At 67.8% G+C, this 15,162-nt stretch carries 13 protein-coding genes; 7 read left to right on the top strand and 6 right to left on the bottom strand.

Annotated features, from left to right (window positions below):
* Positions 1 to 14: 14 nt before the first annotated feature.
* Positions 15 to 626 carry a CDP-alcohol phosphatidyltransferase family protein gene (locus HH308_RS03665; RefSeq protein ID WP_170192817.1) on the bottom strand — a complete coding sequence of 204 codons (612 nt, stop codon included), beginning with the start codon at positions 624 to 626 and terminating at the stop codon, positions 15 to 17.
* Entirely contained in the window at positions 613 to 3,183 is a 2,571-nt protein-coding gene (gene secA2 / locus HH308_RS03660; protein ID WP_170192816.1) for an accessory Sec system translocase SecA2, read from the bottom strand. Before secA2 ends, HH308_RS03665 begins: the two co-directional genes overlap by 14 nt.
* Positions 3,184 to 3,372: 189 nt before the next feature.
* Between secA2 and HH308_RS03655 the strand changes: the two genes are divergently transcribed.
* On the top strand, positions 3,373 to 4,965 hold the full coding sequence (locus tag HH308_RS03655) for a hypothetical protein (RefSeq protein ID WP_170192815.1): 1,593 nt from the start codon (positions 3,373 to 3,375) through the stop codon (positions 4,963 to 4,965).
* 61 nt (positions 4,966 to 5,026) lie between these two features.
* Here HH308_RS03655 and HH308_RS03650 read toward each other — a convergent pair whose 3' ends face one another.
* Positions 5,027 to 6,196: a hypothetical protein gene (locus tag HH308_RS03650; RefSeq protein WP_170192814.1), complete on the bottom strand. Its 1,170-nt coding sequence runs from the start codon at positions 6,194 to 6,196 to the stop codon at positions 5,027 to 5,029.
* A 60-nt stretch (positions 6,197 to 6,256) separates the two neighbouring features.
* Between HH308_RS03650 and HH308_RS03645 the strand changes: the two genes are divergently transcribed.
* The 5 genes from HH308_RS03645 to HH308_RS03625 are packed head-to-tail and all read left to right on the top strand — an operon-like array spanning position 6,257 to position 11,258.
* Positions 6,257 to 7,114, top strand: a complete 858-nt coding sequence (locus HH308_RS03645; RefSeq protein WP_170192813.1) for an META domain-containing protein — start codon at positions 6,257 to 6,259, stop codon at positions 7,112 to 7,114.
* A gap of 6 nt (positions 7,115 to 7,120) precedes the next feature.
* Complete coding sequence (gene ppk2, locus HH308_RS03640; RefSeq protein ID WP_170192812.1) at positions 7,121 to 7,981, top strand: polyphosphate kinase 2; 861 nt, start codon at positions 7,121 to 7,123, stop codon at positions 7,979 to 7,981.
* A gap of 43 nt (positions 7,982 to 8,024) precedes the next feature.
* Positions 8,025 to 9,281, top strand: coding sequence for a polysaccharide pyruvyl transferase family protein (locus HH308_RS03635; RefSeq protein WP_170192811.1), 1,257 nt, complete (start codon positions 8,025 to 8,027; stop codon positions 9,279 to 9,281).
* 34 nt (positions 9,282 to 9,315) lie between these two features.
* Positions 9,316 to 10,086, top strand: coding sequence for an ABC transporter permease (locus tag HH308_RS03630; protein ID WP_170192810.1), 771 nt, complete (start codon positions 9,316 to 9,318; stop codon positions 10,084 to 10,086).
* On the top strand, positions 10,083 to 11,258 hold the full coding sequence (locus HH308_RS03625) for an alkaline phosphatase family protein (RefSeq protein ID WP_170192809.1): 1,176 nt from the start codon (positions 10,083 to 10,085) through the stop codon (positions 11,256 to 11,258). Before HH308_RS03630 ends, HH308_RS03625 begins: the two co-directional genes overlap by 4 nt.
* A gap of 401 nt (positions 11,259 to 11,659) precedes the next feature.
* Here the strand turns inward: HH308_RS03625 and HH308_RS03620 are convergent, their stop codons facing one another.
* Genes HH308_RS03620 through HH308_RS03610 form a run of 3 tightly spaced genes read right to left on the bottom strand, consistent with a single transcriptional unit; the run spans position 11,660 to position 14,149 of the window.
* The gene (locus HH308_RS03620) at positions 11,660 to 12,271 is read right to left on the bottom strand and encodes a flavin reductase family protein (protein WP_312870337.1); all 612 of its coding nucleotides are present in this window, start codon (positions 12,269 to 12,271) and stop codon (positions 11,660 to 11,662) included.
* Positions 12,272 to 12,326: 55 nt separating this feature from the next.
* On the bottom strand, positions 12,327 to 13,139 hold the full coding sequence (locus tag HH308_RS03615) for a Fic/DOC family protein (RefSeq protein ID WP_170192808.1): 813 nt from the start codon (positions 13,137 to 13,139) through the stop codon (positions 12,327 to 12,329).
* Positions 13,136 to 14,149 carry a putative nucleotidyltransferase substrate binding domain-containing protein gene (locus HH308_RS03610; protein ID WP_170192807.1) on the bottom strand — a complete coding sequence of 338 codons (1,014 nt, stop codon included), beginning with the start codon at positions 14,147 to 14,149 and terminating at the stop codon, positions 13,136 to 13,138. The genes HH308_RS03615 and HH308_RS03610 overlap by 4 nt, the downstream gene beginning before the upstream one ends.
* 151 nt (positions 14,150 to 14,300) lie before the next feature.
* Between HH308_RS03610 and HH308_RS03605 the strand changes: the two genes are divergently transcribed.
* Positions 14,301 to 15,161, top strand: coding sequence for an urea amidolyase associated protein UAAP1 (locus tag HH308_RS03605; protein ID WP_170192806.1), 861 nt, complete (start codon positions 14,301 to 14,303; stop codon positions 15,159 to 15,161).
* Position 15,162: the final 1 nt, after the last annotated feature.

Below are 15,162 nucleotides of genomic sequence, written 5' to 3'. Positions count from 1 at the left end.
AAGTATTGCTCGGATCACACAGCCGAACGGCCAGCTCGTGGCATCTTCGTTACCACCAGCACGGTCTGGATCCAGTAGAGGACGAAGGACCAAAGATACAGTCCGACCCCCCACACCATGAACGCCCACCCGATCGGATAGGCGATGTCGCCGAACAACGAATCCAGTTGTCCGGCAAGGATCCATGGGAACGCACTCATCAACGCGAAGGTCGCGGCCTTGCCGATGTAGAGGACCGGCAGCGCCACGAGCCCCCGCGACTTCAACAACGGTGCGGTGGCGAACAGTAGTACATCACGACCGATGATCACCGCGATCAACCACCAGGGAACGAACTCGCGGATGCCCATGCAGATCGGGATCACGATGATGTAGAGGCGGTCGGCGGCGGGGTCGAGCAGCGCGCCGAGCTTCGAGCCTTGATCGAGCAGCCGGGCGAGTTTGCCGTCGAGCCAGTCGGTGAAGCCCGACACCAGCAGGATGACGAACGCCCAGCCGTCGGCCTTGGCGACCAGCAGTACGTAGATGAAGACCGGAATCAGGATCAGGCGCCCGACGCTCAGCGCGTTGGGCACCGTCCAGATCTGATCTTTCGCTTCGTTCGCGCTCGGCTCAGCGGAAGACACCGATGATCCCCTGCAGGGTCTTGGCGCCGCCGGAGGAGAAGAGATTGTCGTGCACCATGTAGGTCCATGTGGTGGTCGATCGATGCAGATCGGCGGTGCCCAGATCGACGCCGTCGGCGGTGATGGTCGCCTCCCGGAAAGTCTTGCGCGCGTTGGCGATCGCGTCGTCGGGCAATCGGTTGAACTCGTCGACGATCAGGCGGTGGAACTCGTCGAGGGGACTCTCCTTGCCGATGGCGCGCAGATGGATGCTGGCCCGGACGTCGGCGACGAACGCGAGGTGATCGGCCCATGCACGGTCGAGGTGAAACAGCACGATCTCGCGAGCCGCGGCGGCGAGAACGTCCTCGTCGACCGGTTCGGCAGCGACGTCGGCGTCGCCTGTGGTCTCGGCATCCGTCGTGTCGTCGCCTGTCGTGTCGTTGTCTGTCGCGTCGGCGTCGTGGGACTGTTCGACGGTGTCGGCCTGCTCGGGGGTGTCCGCATCCGCGGAATTGTCGTCACCGCCGTCCACGGCCGCTGTCTTGTCGTCGTCGGCCTGCTCGTCAACTTTCGCTGCGGCAGCCTTCTCGGTGTCGGCCTTCGCCTCGACCGCCTCGTCGGTGTCGGCTTTCTCGTCTGCCTTCTTCTCACCACGCAGTTGCGCGTAGCGGTCCGGCTCGGCGCTGCGCAGTTCGTCGATCGCGGCGTCGGTGGTGAGGACTTCCATGCGGCGGGCGACGACGATGTCGCGCTGCTGGTTGACGAGCTGGTTGTAGCGCCAGGTGTTCGCGTGCAGTTCCAGCATGACGCCCTCGGCGATGCGCTGGGCCTGTTCGATCAGTTCGACGCCCTTGGATCCCATCGAGCCGTCGTCCGACTGGGAAACCGGATCCCGTTTGAACGCAAGGTTTTTGGTGACGACGGGGTCTTCGAGGCTGGAGAAGAACACCGACACACCCGGATCGCCCTGGCGGCCGGCACGACCGCGCAGCTGATTGTCGAGGCGTTCGGTTTCGTGGCGCCCGGTCCCGACGACGCACAGTCCGCCCAGTTCGACGATCTCCGTGCGGGCCTGCTCGTCGTCGCCGGATCCGCCGAGCCGGATGTCGGTACCGCGGCCGGCCATCTGGGTGGACACGGTGACCGCGTCCTTCTTGCCCGCCTCGGCGATGATCGCGGCTTCCTGAGCGTCGTTCTTGGCGTTGAGGACCACACAGGTCACGCCCGCCTTCTCCAGGAAGTACGCGAGTTCCTCGGACTCGGCGACGTCGTGGGTGCCGATCAGGACGGGCTGACCGGTCTCGTGCACCTGTGCCACATAGGCCACGATCGCCTCGACCTTGTTGGCCTTGGAGTCGTAGACACGGTCTACTTCGTCGACCCGGATGTTCTTGGTATTCGGCGGGATCTGCGAGACGGCGAGTTTGTAGAACTGGCGGAACTGTTCGCCCGCCGCGAGTGCGGTACCCGTCATGCCGCACACCTTCGGGTAGCGGCCGATCAGCGCCTGCACCGTCATCGTGTCGATGACCTCACCCGAATCCGTCTGCGCGAGACCCTCTTTCAGCTCGACGGCGGCCTGCACACCGTCGGGCCAACGCTGCAGCTGGGCGACGCGGCCGCGCGAGGCGTTGATCAGGTGTACGCCGCCGTCGCGGACGATATAGTGCACGTCGCGCTCGAGGAGGTAGTGCGCGTGCAGCGCGACGTTGACGTGTACCAGCGTGGTGCCCACGTGCTGCTCGCTGTAGAGGTTGATACCTCCCAGCTCGGCCTCGACGTGCTCGGCGCCCTCGTCGGTGAGCGTCACATTGCGGCCGTCGGCGTCGACGTCGTAGTGCTTCTTCTTCAAGCCCGCGACGACGGCGTGAATGGCCTGGTCGGGGACGTCGCCTTCGGTGGAGCCGGCGAGAACCAGCGGCACGAGCGCCTCGTCGACGAGGACGGAGTCCGCCTCGTCGATGATGGCGACGTCGGGTGTGGGAGCCACCAGGTCGTCTTCGGTCTGGGCGAGTTGGTCGCGCAGCACGTCGAAGCCGATCTCGTTGACCGAGGCATAGGTGATGTCGGCGGCGTAGGCGGCCTTGCGCTCCTCGCGGGTGGAATTCTCGTCGATCGAGGCGGCGTCGATGCCGAAGAGCTCGAAGATCGGCTTCATCCACTTAGCATCGCGGGTCGCGAGGTAGTCGTTGACCGAGATGACGTGCACGTGGTGGCCGCTGAGTACGTGGCCGATCGCGGCGATGGCGCCGGCGAGCGTCTTGCCCTCACCGGTGGCCATTTCGACGATGTCACCCTCCAGCAGGCGCAGCGCACCCTGCAACTGGACGTCGAAGGCGCGCATGTCCAGCGCACGGTCGGAGGCCTCGCGGACGAGTGCCAGAAACTTCGCGCGGTCGCCGAGGTCGGCTCCGATGTCCAGCTTCTCCGCCTCGGTGACGAAGTCGGCGTCGTCGAGTTTCGCCGCCCACTTGTCGTGAGCCGCCGCATCCTTGATCAGGCTGATCGACTTGGACTGATTGCGGGTCGTCTGCGACCCCAGCAACCGCCACATGCTGTTGGAAAGCTTTCCCACCGGTGACCTTCTCCTCTGAGCGCGCTAATGTCGGCTTTCAACGCCGCGGCCGCCGAAAATTCCCGGAGGCGGCGCACCTGACGGCCTCCACGGTACTTGTCCGATCCGACGGACGGGGATTCGCCATGGGAGTTGACGATGTCGCCGCAACCGCGTCACCGGGGACCGCCGAGACTGTGAGGTGCTGTGATGGCGACATCGGCTCGTTCTGCTACGCGGCGCCGAGTGATCAGGAGACTCGCGATCGCGGCGATCGCCGGCGCGGTCATCGCGGTGACCATCGGCCTGGGTGCCCACAACGCGTTCTGGGTGGCGTTCCTCGGTGCCGCTGGGATCGTCGCGGGCCTGGCGCTCGCGCCCCGACCGTCGCGACTGACCGAGATGCCCGAGTGGGAGCTGGCCGGCGGCGCGCCGGGCGTCCGGGTGCATGTCGAGTCGATCACTCGCAGTGCGCTCAATTCGGCCAGCGTGCAACCGACGTCGGTGACCGCGAGGGTGACGCCCGCGGATGACACGTCCTATCGAACGACCTGGATCACGTCGATGACGAAGTCCTACACCGACGCCGTGCTGTCTTCCGGCGGCGGGAAACTGCTGCCGGAGTCGGTGCCGCCGCGGCCCACAGGCGGACGTCGATCCTCGACGCCCCAGTTCGCCGACTATCCCGGCCGATGGGCGCTGATCTACCCGGCGGTGACCGTCGGCGTATGCGCGGCCGTGCTGTTCGGCGTGCCGACCGACGTATGGCGCGTCGACGCGAAACTGCCTTCGGCGTCGACGTTCGGAGGCGGGAGTCACAGTGACGACGGCGGCGGACGCACCACCGACAACGCCGCGGAGTCGTTGGACGCCCGGCTGAAGGCGATGATCGGGAAGATGCGCGCCATTGCCCCGGCGACCGTTGCGACGACACTGAGCGTCCGCCTGACCGACTCCGGGTCGGACTACGGATCGTTCTACGACCCCGGCACCGGGCAGGAGATCTCGCTCTACCGCACGTCGGACGGCGATTTCGCCGAGCCGCAGCGCCGGGCGACTACGCAGCGCGACGACGACGCCTTCGACCTCACTCCGTTCACCGCTACCAAGATCGACTCGATTGTGGCCGCGATGAAGATGCAGCTGGCGAAGGCCGGGGTGTCCGCCACCGCCGGCACGGTGGAATTCCGCCGCACCTCGACGGCATCGTCGGTCGGTGTGCTGAAGGTCTCCTTCGACACCGACGTCGGCGTACCCAGCACCGAGATGCAAGCGCACGCCGACGGCACGGTGGCCGAGTACTTCAACCCCGGCGACTTCCCGACGTCGTTCCGAGTCGCACGGGAAGCCCTTGTCTCACAACGAGTTCCACTCAATTCCCCGGTGCTCGAGCGGTTCGAGGTCCGAGGCACGGCGCCCGCGACGCCGACGATGTACGCCGGATCGATCCAGTCCAGCGGCGGTGTCTACATCCAGTACCGCTCGACCGCGTCGTCGGGCAGCGTCGCGGTCGTACCGGGCCAGTTCCCCCAGGTCCAGAGGTGGTCGGGGCGCTCCGGCCCGCCGGAGCACGGATTCAGTTTTGGCGACCTGGGCGCGCCGATCTTCGAATCGGTCCGTACCCAGGCCATGCAGCGCGGCGGCATCAAGGCATTCGACCGCGACGCCATCGACATCGAAGCCGTCGACGACACCGCCTACGACGTGCCGCCGCCGTTCATCCGGGTCAGCATGTCGAAGTCGGACGCCGCGAGCGGCCGCTACTCGATGACCGCGAAGTTCCTATTGAGCGACTATCACTGAGGGCCGGCTATCACTTGCGGACGACCGCTACTCGAGGGACGACCACCACCGAGGGCGACCGCTACCGCAGCGCCCGACGCGCGCTGGCTTCGAGCTGCGCCACGCCGCCCGGGGGCAGGTGGACGGCTCCCTGATCACGTAGTTCGGTGACGATCGAATGCGCGCGCCGGAAATACGACGCCTGCTCCTGAGGAGTCGACCCGCCGCCACGGGCATGATCGACCAGTTTGAGTGCGGTGTCGAGGCCGGCCTTCTCGTCGTCGCCGAGATAGTCGGTGCCCAGCCGTTTGCCGTTGGTCTCGCAGGCGACCCACGCCCTCGACAGCAGTTTCACCTTCTGCTGATAGGTGTCGGCGACGCCGCGATCGGCCGGAAAGCGCTCGGTGCGCAGGGCTTGCGCGTCACCGAGGGCATCGTGGAAATCCTGTACCGGTGGCAGAGTGACGTCGGTCACCGCCGGGTAGCGGAGCATCAATTCGGGTTGAAGTTCGTAGGTGCCATAGCTGCGCAGGATCTCGTTGTGCCGTGCCACGGCCGCCTCCCAGAGTCGTTCGGCCGCTTGGTCGCTGCCCGCGGTAGCGATCGACGGGGCGTCGTAGCCGGTACTCGGAGTCGACGCGGCGCCGGGCTGCTTATTCAGATCCACCTTGTCACCGCTGCGCACGGCGCGGGCGGCCACGACCGGCTCGACGATCTCACGAGCCGACGTGGCCGCACCGACCGACACCGGTGGCGCCGGTGCCGCCGGCCGCGGTCGCAGCCGATCAAGGACGGCCCGCACGGCGGGGTCGGCGTCGACGACGGCGAAATTCCACTGCTCCCCGACGCCCGACGACCCGTCGGCGAAGTCCAGGACCAGGTACTTCAAGCCGGCGACGGTGAGGTTGCGGCCGGTCGTCGACGTCGCCTGCGCCGGACCTCGGGTCGTCACCGATACCAGCATCGACGTCGGGTATTCGACGAGGCGTTCACTCTCGTTGCCCAGGGTGACGGTGTCGTCGGCCACGGACAGCAGGAAAGCACCGCGAGCCCCGAGACGTCCCCACGCTGCGACGGCCAGGGACACGGCGACGGCGGCGAACGCGATCGTCGACCGGGTAGACGGCTCGGCGTCGACCATTCCGAGCACCAGGAACGCGATCAATCCGGCGAGCAAGGCGATCCACGCACCGCGCGCACCCCACGTGTGGCGTGCCGTCAGGTACTCGGTGCGGCATGTCACGGCTGTCACTGCACGCTCCTTAGGGCGAGTTGCGATTTCTCCCCACGTAGCGCTTGGTAAATTATCTCCATGCCTGCGCCGACGCGACCTCACTACACCCTATCGTTCGCCAACAGAACGGCTTTCGGCGTAGCCGTCGCCGCGGTTGCGGCGACGATCGCCATCGTCGTGAGCTCGGTGGCTGCCGCGGCACCGTCGACGGCTCCGGCAAAGCCCGCGAAGCCGGCCCCGGCGGTCAAGACGGCGCTGTCGGGACGGACCTTCATCTCCGATACCGTCAGCGGCAACAACCCGTTGCCCGGCGGTGCGTCGATCACGATGAGGTTCGGCTCGACCAATCAGATCAGCATCAATTCGGGCTGCAACACGATGCGGTCCACCGTCGACCTGGCCAAGAACCACTTCACCGTCGCGCAGCCGATGGCGTCGACCAAGAACTTCTGCCCGACCGGCGCCGACCAGTGGCTGACCGCGTTTCTGACCTCCAAGCCCGTGTGGCGACTTTCCGACGCCGACCTCGTGCTGGCCAACCGCGACGTTCGGATGCGCCTGGTCGACCGCAAGGAAGCCGCCGACCGCCCGCTCGTCGGCACGCAGTGGTCGGTCACCGCATTGATTCAGAAGGGCGCGGTGGTCGACCTACCGACGACCGTCACGCCGGCACCGACGGTGCGTTTCAGCGACTTTCAGGTCAACGCCAACACCGGCTGCAACGGATTGACCGGCCCCGCGGTGCCGGTGACGTCGATGATCGTGTTCGGTCCGGTGTTCTCCTCGGGCCGTGTCTGCAAGGACGCCGGCAGGCGTCGGGTCGACGCCGGACTCGTCGCTGCGATGAACGGGTTGCAGACCTACGTCATCGACGGCAAGAAGCTCACCGTGGTCAACACCTCGGGCGTCGGCTTCATCGCGCGAACCGATCGGTAGCGCGACATGGCAGCCAAGTCGAAGAAGTCCGCGAACAACGCGAAGAAGGCGAAGCCGTCACGCAAGATCTCCAATTCGATCTATGAGGCGGAACTGTTCCGCCTGCAGACCGAGCTGGTGAAACTGCAGGAATGGGTGAAGGCCACCGACTCGCGGGTCGTCGTGGTCTTCGAAGGACGCGACGCCGCGGGCAAGGGCGGCACGATCAAGCGGCTCACCGAGTACTTGAGTCCCCGCATCGCCCGGATCGCCGCGTTGCCCGCCCCGACCGATCGCGAACGCGGGCAGTGGTACTACCAGCGATACGTGGCGCATCTGCCCGCGCGCGGTGAGATCGTGCTGTTCGACCGATCCTGGTACAACCGGGCCGGTGTCGAGAAGGTGATGGGCTTCTGTACGCCCGAGGAGCACAGTCGGTTCCTGCGGCAGACGCCGCAATTCGAGCAGATGCTGATCGACGACGGCATCATGTTGCGCAAGTACTGGTTCTCGGTGTCCGAGGAAGAACAGCTGCGCCGCTTCCGCTCCCGCATGAACGACCCCGTGCGGCAATGGAAATTGAGTCCGATGGATCTCGAGTCGATCAACCGCTGGGAGGACTACTCGCGGGCGAAGGACGAGATGATGGTGCACACCGACACCGCGCAGAGCCCGTGGAACGTCGTCGAATCCGACATCAAGAAGCATGCGCGACTGAACATGATCGCGCATCTGCTCTCGACGATCCCCTACGAGGCGGTCGACCATTCGCCAGTCACGTTGCCGCTCAAGCCGATACACAGCGGCAACTATCATCGGCCGCCGCGGTCGTTGTCGAAGTATGTTCCCGACCACGTCGCGACGTTGACGGGCGATGTCGAACGTTGATGCGGCACACCGCCGACGACACCGCACCGGATAGCATTTCCGGGTGCAGCTAACGGACTTGCCCGCGCGGGTACGCAATCGCCTGACCCGCGACGAGATCATCTACCTCGTCGCGCCGTCGGGCAACCCCAACTTCGGCGACGAGCTGATCGCCAAGACCTGGCTGGAGTATCTGGCCCGGGTGCGTCCGCACGCGCTGGTGGTGCTCGACTGCCACTCCCCCGGCCAGGCGTCGATCATGTTGCGGCGCAGTCATCCTCGTGCCGTGTTCGTCGACACACTATGGCGTTTGACCCTGTTCGCGGCGGGCACCGAACGCCCTGACATCGATCGGCCCGACGGCCTCGACCCCGACCGCGGGTGGGAATGGGTCGCCCGCGCGGCGAGCAACCTCGGCGTCGCGTCGCATCTCGACGTCGGCATCGATCTGCTGCTGCGGGCGGCATCGATTCATCTGCTCGGCGGCGGATACGTGAACGGCATTTGGCCGCAACACCTTTCGCTCGCGACCGCGATCGCCGCAGTCGGCGGGCGCACCGGCGCGCCGACCTACGCGACCGGCCAGGGACTGACGCCGACCTTCGACGACGAGCGCGCCGCGATCCTCACCGAGGCGCTGAGTCGCTTTCACGTCGTCGACGTGCGCGACCGAGCGTCGGCGGAGGCGTTCGCGAGCATCGCACCGAGCCATTCCGGCGACGACGCGTGGCTTTCGATGCCGGCGAAGGCGCCTGCGACGGCGGACGGCGACGGGGTGGTGCTGTGCCTGCAATCCGATCTCACCGCTGACTTCACCGCGCACGGCAAGACCGGCGTCGAGGCCGTCGCCGCGCTGGTGACCGCGCTGCTCGACGAGTGGGACGTCGCCGCGTCGCAGATCACGGTGATCGAATGCATTCCCGGCATCGACTACACCGTGCCGCACCTGATGGGCGACCGGCTCGACGGCGCTACCTTCGTCCCGTTTCTCGACGTGTGGCGTGACGGGCTGCCGATCGGGGTGGGCCACACCTGGATCAGCACACGGTTTCACCCGCACCTGCTCGCCGCGGCCGCCGGGGACAGCGGGGTCGCGATCGCCGGACATCCCGACTATTACGCGACGAAACATCAGTCGCTGGTCGACGTCGGGTCGCGGTGGAGTCTGGTCACCGGTCCCGGGCAATCACCGTCGAAGCCCGCGGCGGGCGGATTCGCGCCGGCCGCCCGCCGCGCCAACGTCGAGCGGAAAACCGAACTGGCGCAGTCGCTTTACCCGAACCGCGTGACGAGCAGGTTGCGCACGCCACGACTGCGTTAGGGTGGGAGAATTCCAGGACTGAGATGGGGTGGCGATGATCACGGCGGCCACGGGCGTACCGGCGGCCGTCTGGCTGCGCACACTCATCGCGGTGGTGGTCCTGTCAACGGTCACCGTAATCCTGTTGCGCGCCTACGATGTTCGAGCTCCGTGGAAACAGGTCACCGCGCTGGCCCGCGGCGCCGCCCAACTGGTCGCTCTGAGCATGATTCTCTCCGGAGTGCTGACGAACGGCATCCTGGTGGGAGCCGCACTGGCGGTGATGTTCTCGGTCGCCGTGGTGACGGCCACGCGGCGGGTCGGCTGGTCGATGCCTCATCTGATCGCGACCGGGACGGCGATGGCCGCGGGTGCGGGTACCGCGTTGACGACGGTATTCGCCAGTGGCGCACTGCATCTCGAAGGCCGCTACGTGCTGGCGGCCGGCGGCATCGTCATCGGGGCGACGATGACGGTGGCGACCCTGACATCGCAGCATTTCACCACTGACATCGCGACCGGCTGGGAGGAGGTGGAGGGCTGGCTGTCGATCGGCGCCACCGCGCGGCAGGCGACGGCCCGGTTCGCCCGAAAGGCCGTGCGGCAGGCCTTGATTCCGTCGACCGATCAAACCAAGACGACCGGGCTCGTGACGCTGCCCGGAGCTTTCGTCGGTGCCCTGTTCGGCGGCGCGTCGCCGGTGGAGGCAGGGCGGTTCCAGATCATCGTGCTCGCCTCGATCATGGCGGCCGGCGCCCTCACCGCGGTCGTCCTGGTACGCCAATTGTCTGAGGTAGCACGACGACCCGTCGAGGAGACGACATGAGTACCGCTGCGAACCCGCTGAGCGCATTGCCCGCCGCGGCGCTTGCCGACGTGTTGCCCGCCGTCGCCGCGGGACTCGGATTCGGGGGCGGCGGAGCACTGCGGATCCCGGTGCGCCGCGACGTCGTGGTGTTGCTGATCGACGGACTCGGGGCCGAACTGCTTGCAGCACACGCCGATCGGGCACCGACCTTGGCCGCCGCGGCGTCGACGACGATTCGCGCAGGCTTTCCGGCCACGACGGCGACCAGTCTGACCAGCCTGTCGGTGGGCGCCCCCTGCGGGGTACACGGCATCATCGGCTACAGCTTTGTACCCGACGGCGCGCCCGACGGCCCCGCGTCGGATCGAAGACTGCTCAATTCGTTGCGGTGGACGCTCGATCACGCCGAGGGGCCGACGGCGGTCGAGGCATATCCCCCGCAGCGGGTGCAGGTGAACGCCTCGTTCCTGCAGCGTTTCGGCGCGGCCGGCGTCGAGGTGCACTACGTGACGCCCGGCTATCAGCGCGACTCACCGTTGACGCAGGCCGTGTTCCGTGAGCGCGGGACGCATCACCCGGCGTCGACGACGGCGGAGATCCGTGACGCCGTACGCGCGATCTGCGCCCCGGCCGACGCCGTGCGCCGCTTCACCTACGCGTACTACGGCAACGTCGACTTTCAGGGGCACCTGCACGGTCCGGGGTCCGCCGAATGGCTCGCCGAGCTGGGCGCCGTCGATGCGATGGTCGCGGAGCTGGCGTCGGATCTGCCGCCGACGTGCACCCTGGTGGTCACCGCTGATCACGGCATGGTGCCCGCCGGGCACGTCATCGACATCGATACCAGTCCAGAGCTGCTCGCCGGTGTGGACGCGGTCGCCGGCGAGGCCCGGGTGCGGCACGTGTACGCGGCATCCGGCGCGGCGTCGCAGGTCCGCGACGCCTGGGCGTCGACCTTGGGCGAGCATGCGCATGTGGTGACGCGGTCACAGGCGATCGACGAGCACTGGTTCGGCGCGCAGGTGTCCGCCGACGTCGCCGCACGGATCGGCGACGTCGTGGCGGTCGCACGGGGCCATGCGTTGCTGACGCGCAGCGTCGGTGAGCCGCTCGAGTCGTCGATGGCCGGGCATCACGGCGCCTGGACGACGGCCGAACAACTCGTGCCACTGATCGTGCTGGGCGCGTAGGTGGGGGTTGGGCCGTCCCCGCTGGTTGAGCCGGGTTTCACCGGTCGGGGCCACTCCATCTGCTGGTTGAGTCGCGAGGAGCGCTAGCGACGAGCGTGTCGAAACCACGCACGCCGACCACGTCACCGCACCAAACTCAAAGCGACAGTTGGCAATTCATCTCGCCAATGGTTTCGACGCGGGCGCGTCTCGCTGCGCTCGTCGGGCCCGGCTCAACCAGCGGGGGGTGCCGCGACACGGGCGCGTCTCGCTGCGCTTACTTCGACTCGCTGCGCTCGCTCAGCACGGCGCGTCGGGGCCGGCTCAACCAGCGGGAGGGTGGTGCCGTCGCACGGGCGCGTCTCGCTGCGCTCGCTCAGCACGGCGCGTCGTGCCCGGCTCAACCAGCGCAGAGGCACCTACTAATTGTCGTTGCCGCGCAGCGCGTCGTCGGCGGACGGGCGGGTCAGTGCGCTGACGGTGCCGATGTCGCCCCAGAACGGACCACCCAGACGTGAGATCGGTTCGAGCAGTTCGACGTCGGGGTAGCCCCGGGTCAGGCAGTTCTCGTCGACGCGCAGCCAGACCACCTCACCGAACACGACGACGTCGCCGCCGGCGAATTCCATGGTGTCGAACAGCTGGCACTCGATGGCCACCGGCGACTCGGCGACCGACGGCGGCTCGACCTTGATGCTGGCACGCCGGGTGAGCCCGGCGACGTCGAACTCACTGATTTGCGGCCCGACCGGCGCCGACGACGTGTTGACCTGCGACATCAGCGGACGATTGGCCAGACTGACGGTGAACTCACCGGTTTCGCGCACATTGCGCAAGGTGTCCTTGGTGCCGATCGAGGTGAACTGCAGCACCGGCGGCGTGAGCGAGGAGACGGTGAAATACGAGTGCGGCGCGAGGTTGTCGACGCCGTCGGCGCTGCGGGAACCGACCCAGGCGATCGGACGTGGCAGGACCACGGCGTTGAGCAGGGTGTGCATGTGGACCGCGGGATCGGCGGGATCGTAATTGCGCACGACATCGTCTCCTGGTCGGCAAGGGGCCGGGCTGGCCCGACGCAAACATACCCGTTCAGGCGGTGATGCGATGCAGCCCCGCTACGTCGGCGTCGACCAGCGCCGCGCAGATGACGGCTCGCAGCGGCGCGAGGTCGCCCCGGGTGTCGAGTCCGGTGGCGGCTGCACGGGCGACGTAGATCCATCTCTCGCGGGTGACTCCGGACAGGTCCAGGCGTCGTCCGGCGGTACGCGCGATCAATGTCAGCAGCAGCGTTCCGGTGCGGCCGTTGCCCTCCCGGAACGGGTGAATCATGTTGTAGTCGGCGTATATTCGCGACAGCCGATACGTGAGCGCGGTGGTGCTGTAGCCGTCGGCGCAGGTGAAGGCCTCGTCGACGTCGTCGTGGAGGCGACGCAGCGCTTCGGCGATCTCGTCGACGGGTGCGAAGACGGTGCCGCCCTTGCTGATTCCGGTGATTCGCGGTTCGCCGGCCCACGCGTAGACGTCGGCGAAGACGTGGCGGTGCAGATCGGTGACGGTGGTGCCGACGGGCTCGTCGCGCAGGTGCGCCTGGACGAGTCGGCCGGCCGTGACGGCGAACTCCGCCGCCTGCAGCGCGTGGTGGGTGCACAGACGGAAGTTGTTCTCCAGCACCGTCGTACCGCGGATCAGGTAGGGACGTCGACGCGCGAGGGCGGGGCGGCGAACATCGTCGGGATCCCGGTAGCGCGCACGGCATCCGGCGAGGTAGTCGGTCATCGAGACGTCGCCCGCGGCCAGTGCGTGCAGAGCGGCCGTCTCGGCCTCGTCGGGTCGCCAGCCTTCGAGTGCTTCCGCGGCGACGACGTCGGCGACGATTAAGTGGCGTCGACTCGTCTGCGTCATCGGCCCGCGAATCGGTCGGGGCGGGTGTAGTTGAGTATCCGGAGCACTCCGGAGACCTCGCGCCCCGCGGTACGCAATTGTGCGCGGTCCTGCGGCGAGAGTGTCGACAGCGTCGCGTCGTCGCGGACGACGCCGCCGGCGCGGACCGAGTCGGAGCGGATCGCCCAACGCAGCCGGGTGGCGATGCACCAGCAGTCGGCGAGGGTGTCCGCGGCGTCGTCGGGCAGCAGCGCGGCGCCGTCGTGGAGTCGGTCGAGCGTGCTCGACGCCGATGACCCGGTGCTCAATGCGGCCCAGCGGGCGATCTTCGTGATCGGCTCGACGACGGCACGCTTGACGTCGACGGCATCGCGGCCCCCGGCGACCACGCGCAGGCGGGAGGGAACGGTCTCCCGGATCACCAGGGTGTCGTCGAGCATGGCCGACAAGGCGTCGGGACGGTCGGGGCTCAACGCCCCCAGCAGGTGCGTCCGAAGACCGTTCGCATGCAGATGAGCCGGGGCGGCGTCCGCGAGCAGTCCGGTCATCACGACGCCGCGGTCGGCTGCCGGGTCGGCGAGCCACGCGTCGATGCCCCGCTGCCAGGCGTGCGTGTCGCGGGCGAAGCGGGACCGGCTGGCGATGGCGCCATTGGTGTCGGCGCGCAGGCCGACGGAGTCGAGGAGCGCATGGACCTGCGCCGCGGCGGCGAGCGCGGCCGTCCGATCGGTGTCGACGACGATCAGGGTCTCGACGTCGGCGCCGGGCAACGCGTCGCTGCGGCCACAACTGCCCGAGACGTACCACTGCCAGCGCAGGCCCGGGTGCGCGGCCGCGACGATGTCGGCGGCGCCGGCGACCGCGGAGCGGGCGAACGCCGACCACCGCTGCGTCAGTGCGACGACGTCGCGGGTACGGGTGGGGCCGAGTTCGAGTGCCTCGTCGTGTGCCGCAAGCGCCGCCGCCGCGAACTCCTCGGCGTCGTGCGCACGGCAGACGTCGCCCAGCACATCGTCGAATACGGAGGTCATGGCGACGATTCTGGTCTCCCGCGGCCGCACTCACAAGTGGGAAACACAGTCGTAACCCGCGGTAGCGAATCCGAAACGCGGCTGCCTCACCGGCTTCACGATCGACACATTAACTATCACTCGACAGATAATCATCGAGCAGGGAGATTCCATGCCGACCACCATCGACACCGCGACCACGCGGGCCGCTCGTGCTCATGCGCGGGGCCAAGCGACGCTGACCGCCGACATGCCGACCGTCCCCGCGAGCGATTGGGCCACTCCGCCGGACGGCGTTGCGGCACAACAGCTCACCTGGGCGGAGACCGTCCCCGGCGGGCGGTACGCGACGAAGGTGCTCGCTCGCGGCACCCGGTTGCGGCTGCGGGACCTGACGGGCAGCGCCTGCGCGCAGGTGTTCCTGTGGCGCGCCGACAAACCGTCCGAACGACTCAACAGCGCGGACACCGTGAAAGTGCCCTGGCAGGCCTACCTCGGCGTCGGACATCCACTGCTCAGCGATCAGGGACGCCTGCTCGCCACGGTCGTCGCCGACACCGCGCGTCGGCACGACGCACTGACCGGGGCGTCGACCATCGGTCACAACACCGCGAAATACGGTGCGGGACAACCGGAATCGGAGTCACCGGCGGGCCGCGAACTACTGGCGCTGGCCGCCGCGAAACACGGTCTGACCCGACTCGACGTCGGAGCACCGGTGTCGTTCTTCTTCGGCGTGACGGTGGATGCCGACGGGACGCTGCGGGCGAACGGAAATGTCGGGACGCCCGCGGACGTCGAGCTGGTGGCTCATGTGCCGCTCATCGTCGCGGTGGCCAATGCCAATCATCCCCTCGACCCGTCGCCGGAGTACCGCGTGGGTGGCCTGGAGATCCTGGCCTGGCATACCGGCGCCGAGATCGACGCACTGCGAACGAGCCTGCCCGGCACCGACCCGGAGTACCAGCGTGCCTTCGCCAATACCGAAGACGACTGGGCCGCAACCCATCCCGCATCCGCCACCAACCGATAGG

Origin of the sequence: Gordonia asplenii (genome assembly GCF_012933505.1) — a bacterium.
Lineage (GTDB): Bacteria > Actinomycetota > Actinomycetes > Mycobacteriales > Mycobacteriaceae > Gordonia > Gordonia asplenii.
The sequence above is the reverse complement of the archived record's forward strand: the minus strand, read 5'-3'. Positions and strand labels throughout refer to the sequence as shown.

Excerpts from the sequence above, each read along its gene's own strand:
- ppk2 (WP_170192812.1), top strand. The coding sequence starts at position 7,121 with ATGGCAGCCAAGTCGAAGAAGTCCGCGAACAACGCGAAGAAGGCGAAG.
- HH308_RS03655 (WP_170192815.1), top strand. The coding sequence starts at position 3,373 with ATGGCGACATCGGCTCGTTCTGCTACGCGGCGCCGAGTGATCAGGAGA.
- HH308_RS03615 (WP_170192808.1), bottom strand. The coding sequence starts at position 13,139 with ATGACGCAGACGAGTCGACGCCACTTAATCGTCGCCGACGTCGTCGCC.
- HH308_RS03605 (WP_170192806.1), top strand. The coding sequence starts at position 14,301 with ATGCCGACCACCATCGACACCGCGACCACGCGGGCCGCTCGTGCTCAT.
- HH308_RS03645 (WP_170192813.1), top strand. The coding sequence starts at position 6,257 with ATGCCTGCGCCGACGCGACCTCACTACACCCTATCGTTCGCCAACAGA.
- HH308_RS03610 (WP_170192807.1), bottom strand. The coding sequence starts at position 14,149 with ATGACCTCCGTATTCGACGATGTGCTGGGCGACGTCTGCCGTGCGCAC.
- HH308_RS03625 (WP_170192809.1), top strand. The coding sequence starts at position 10,083 with ATGAGTACCGCTGCGAACCCGCTGAGCGCATTGCCCGCCGCGGCGCTT.
- HH308_RS03630 (WP_170192810.1), top strand. The coding sequence starts at position 9,316 with ATGATCACGGCGGCCACGGGCGTACCGGCGGCCGTCTGGCTGCGCACA.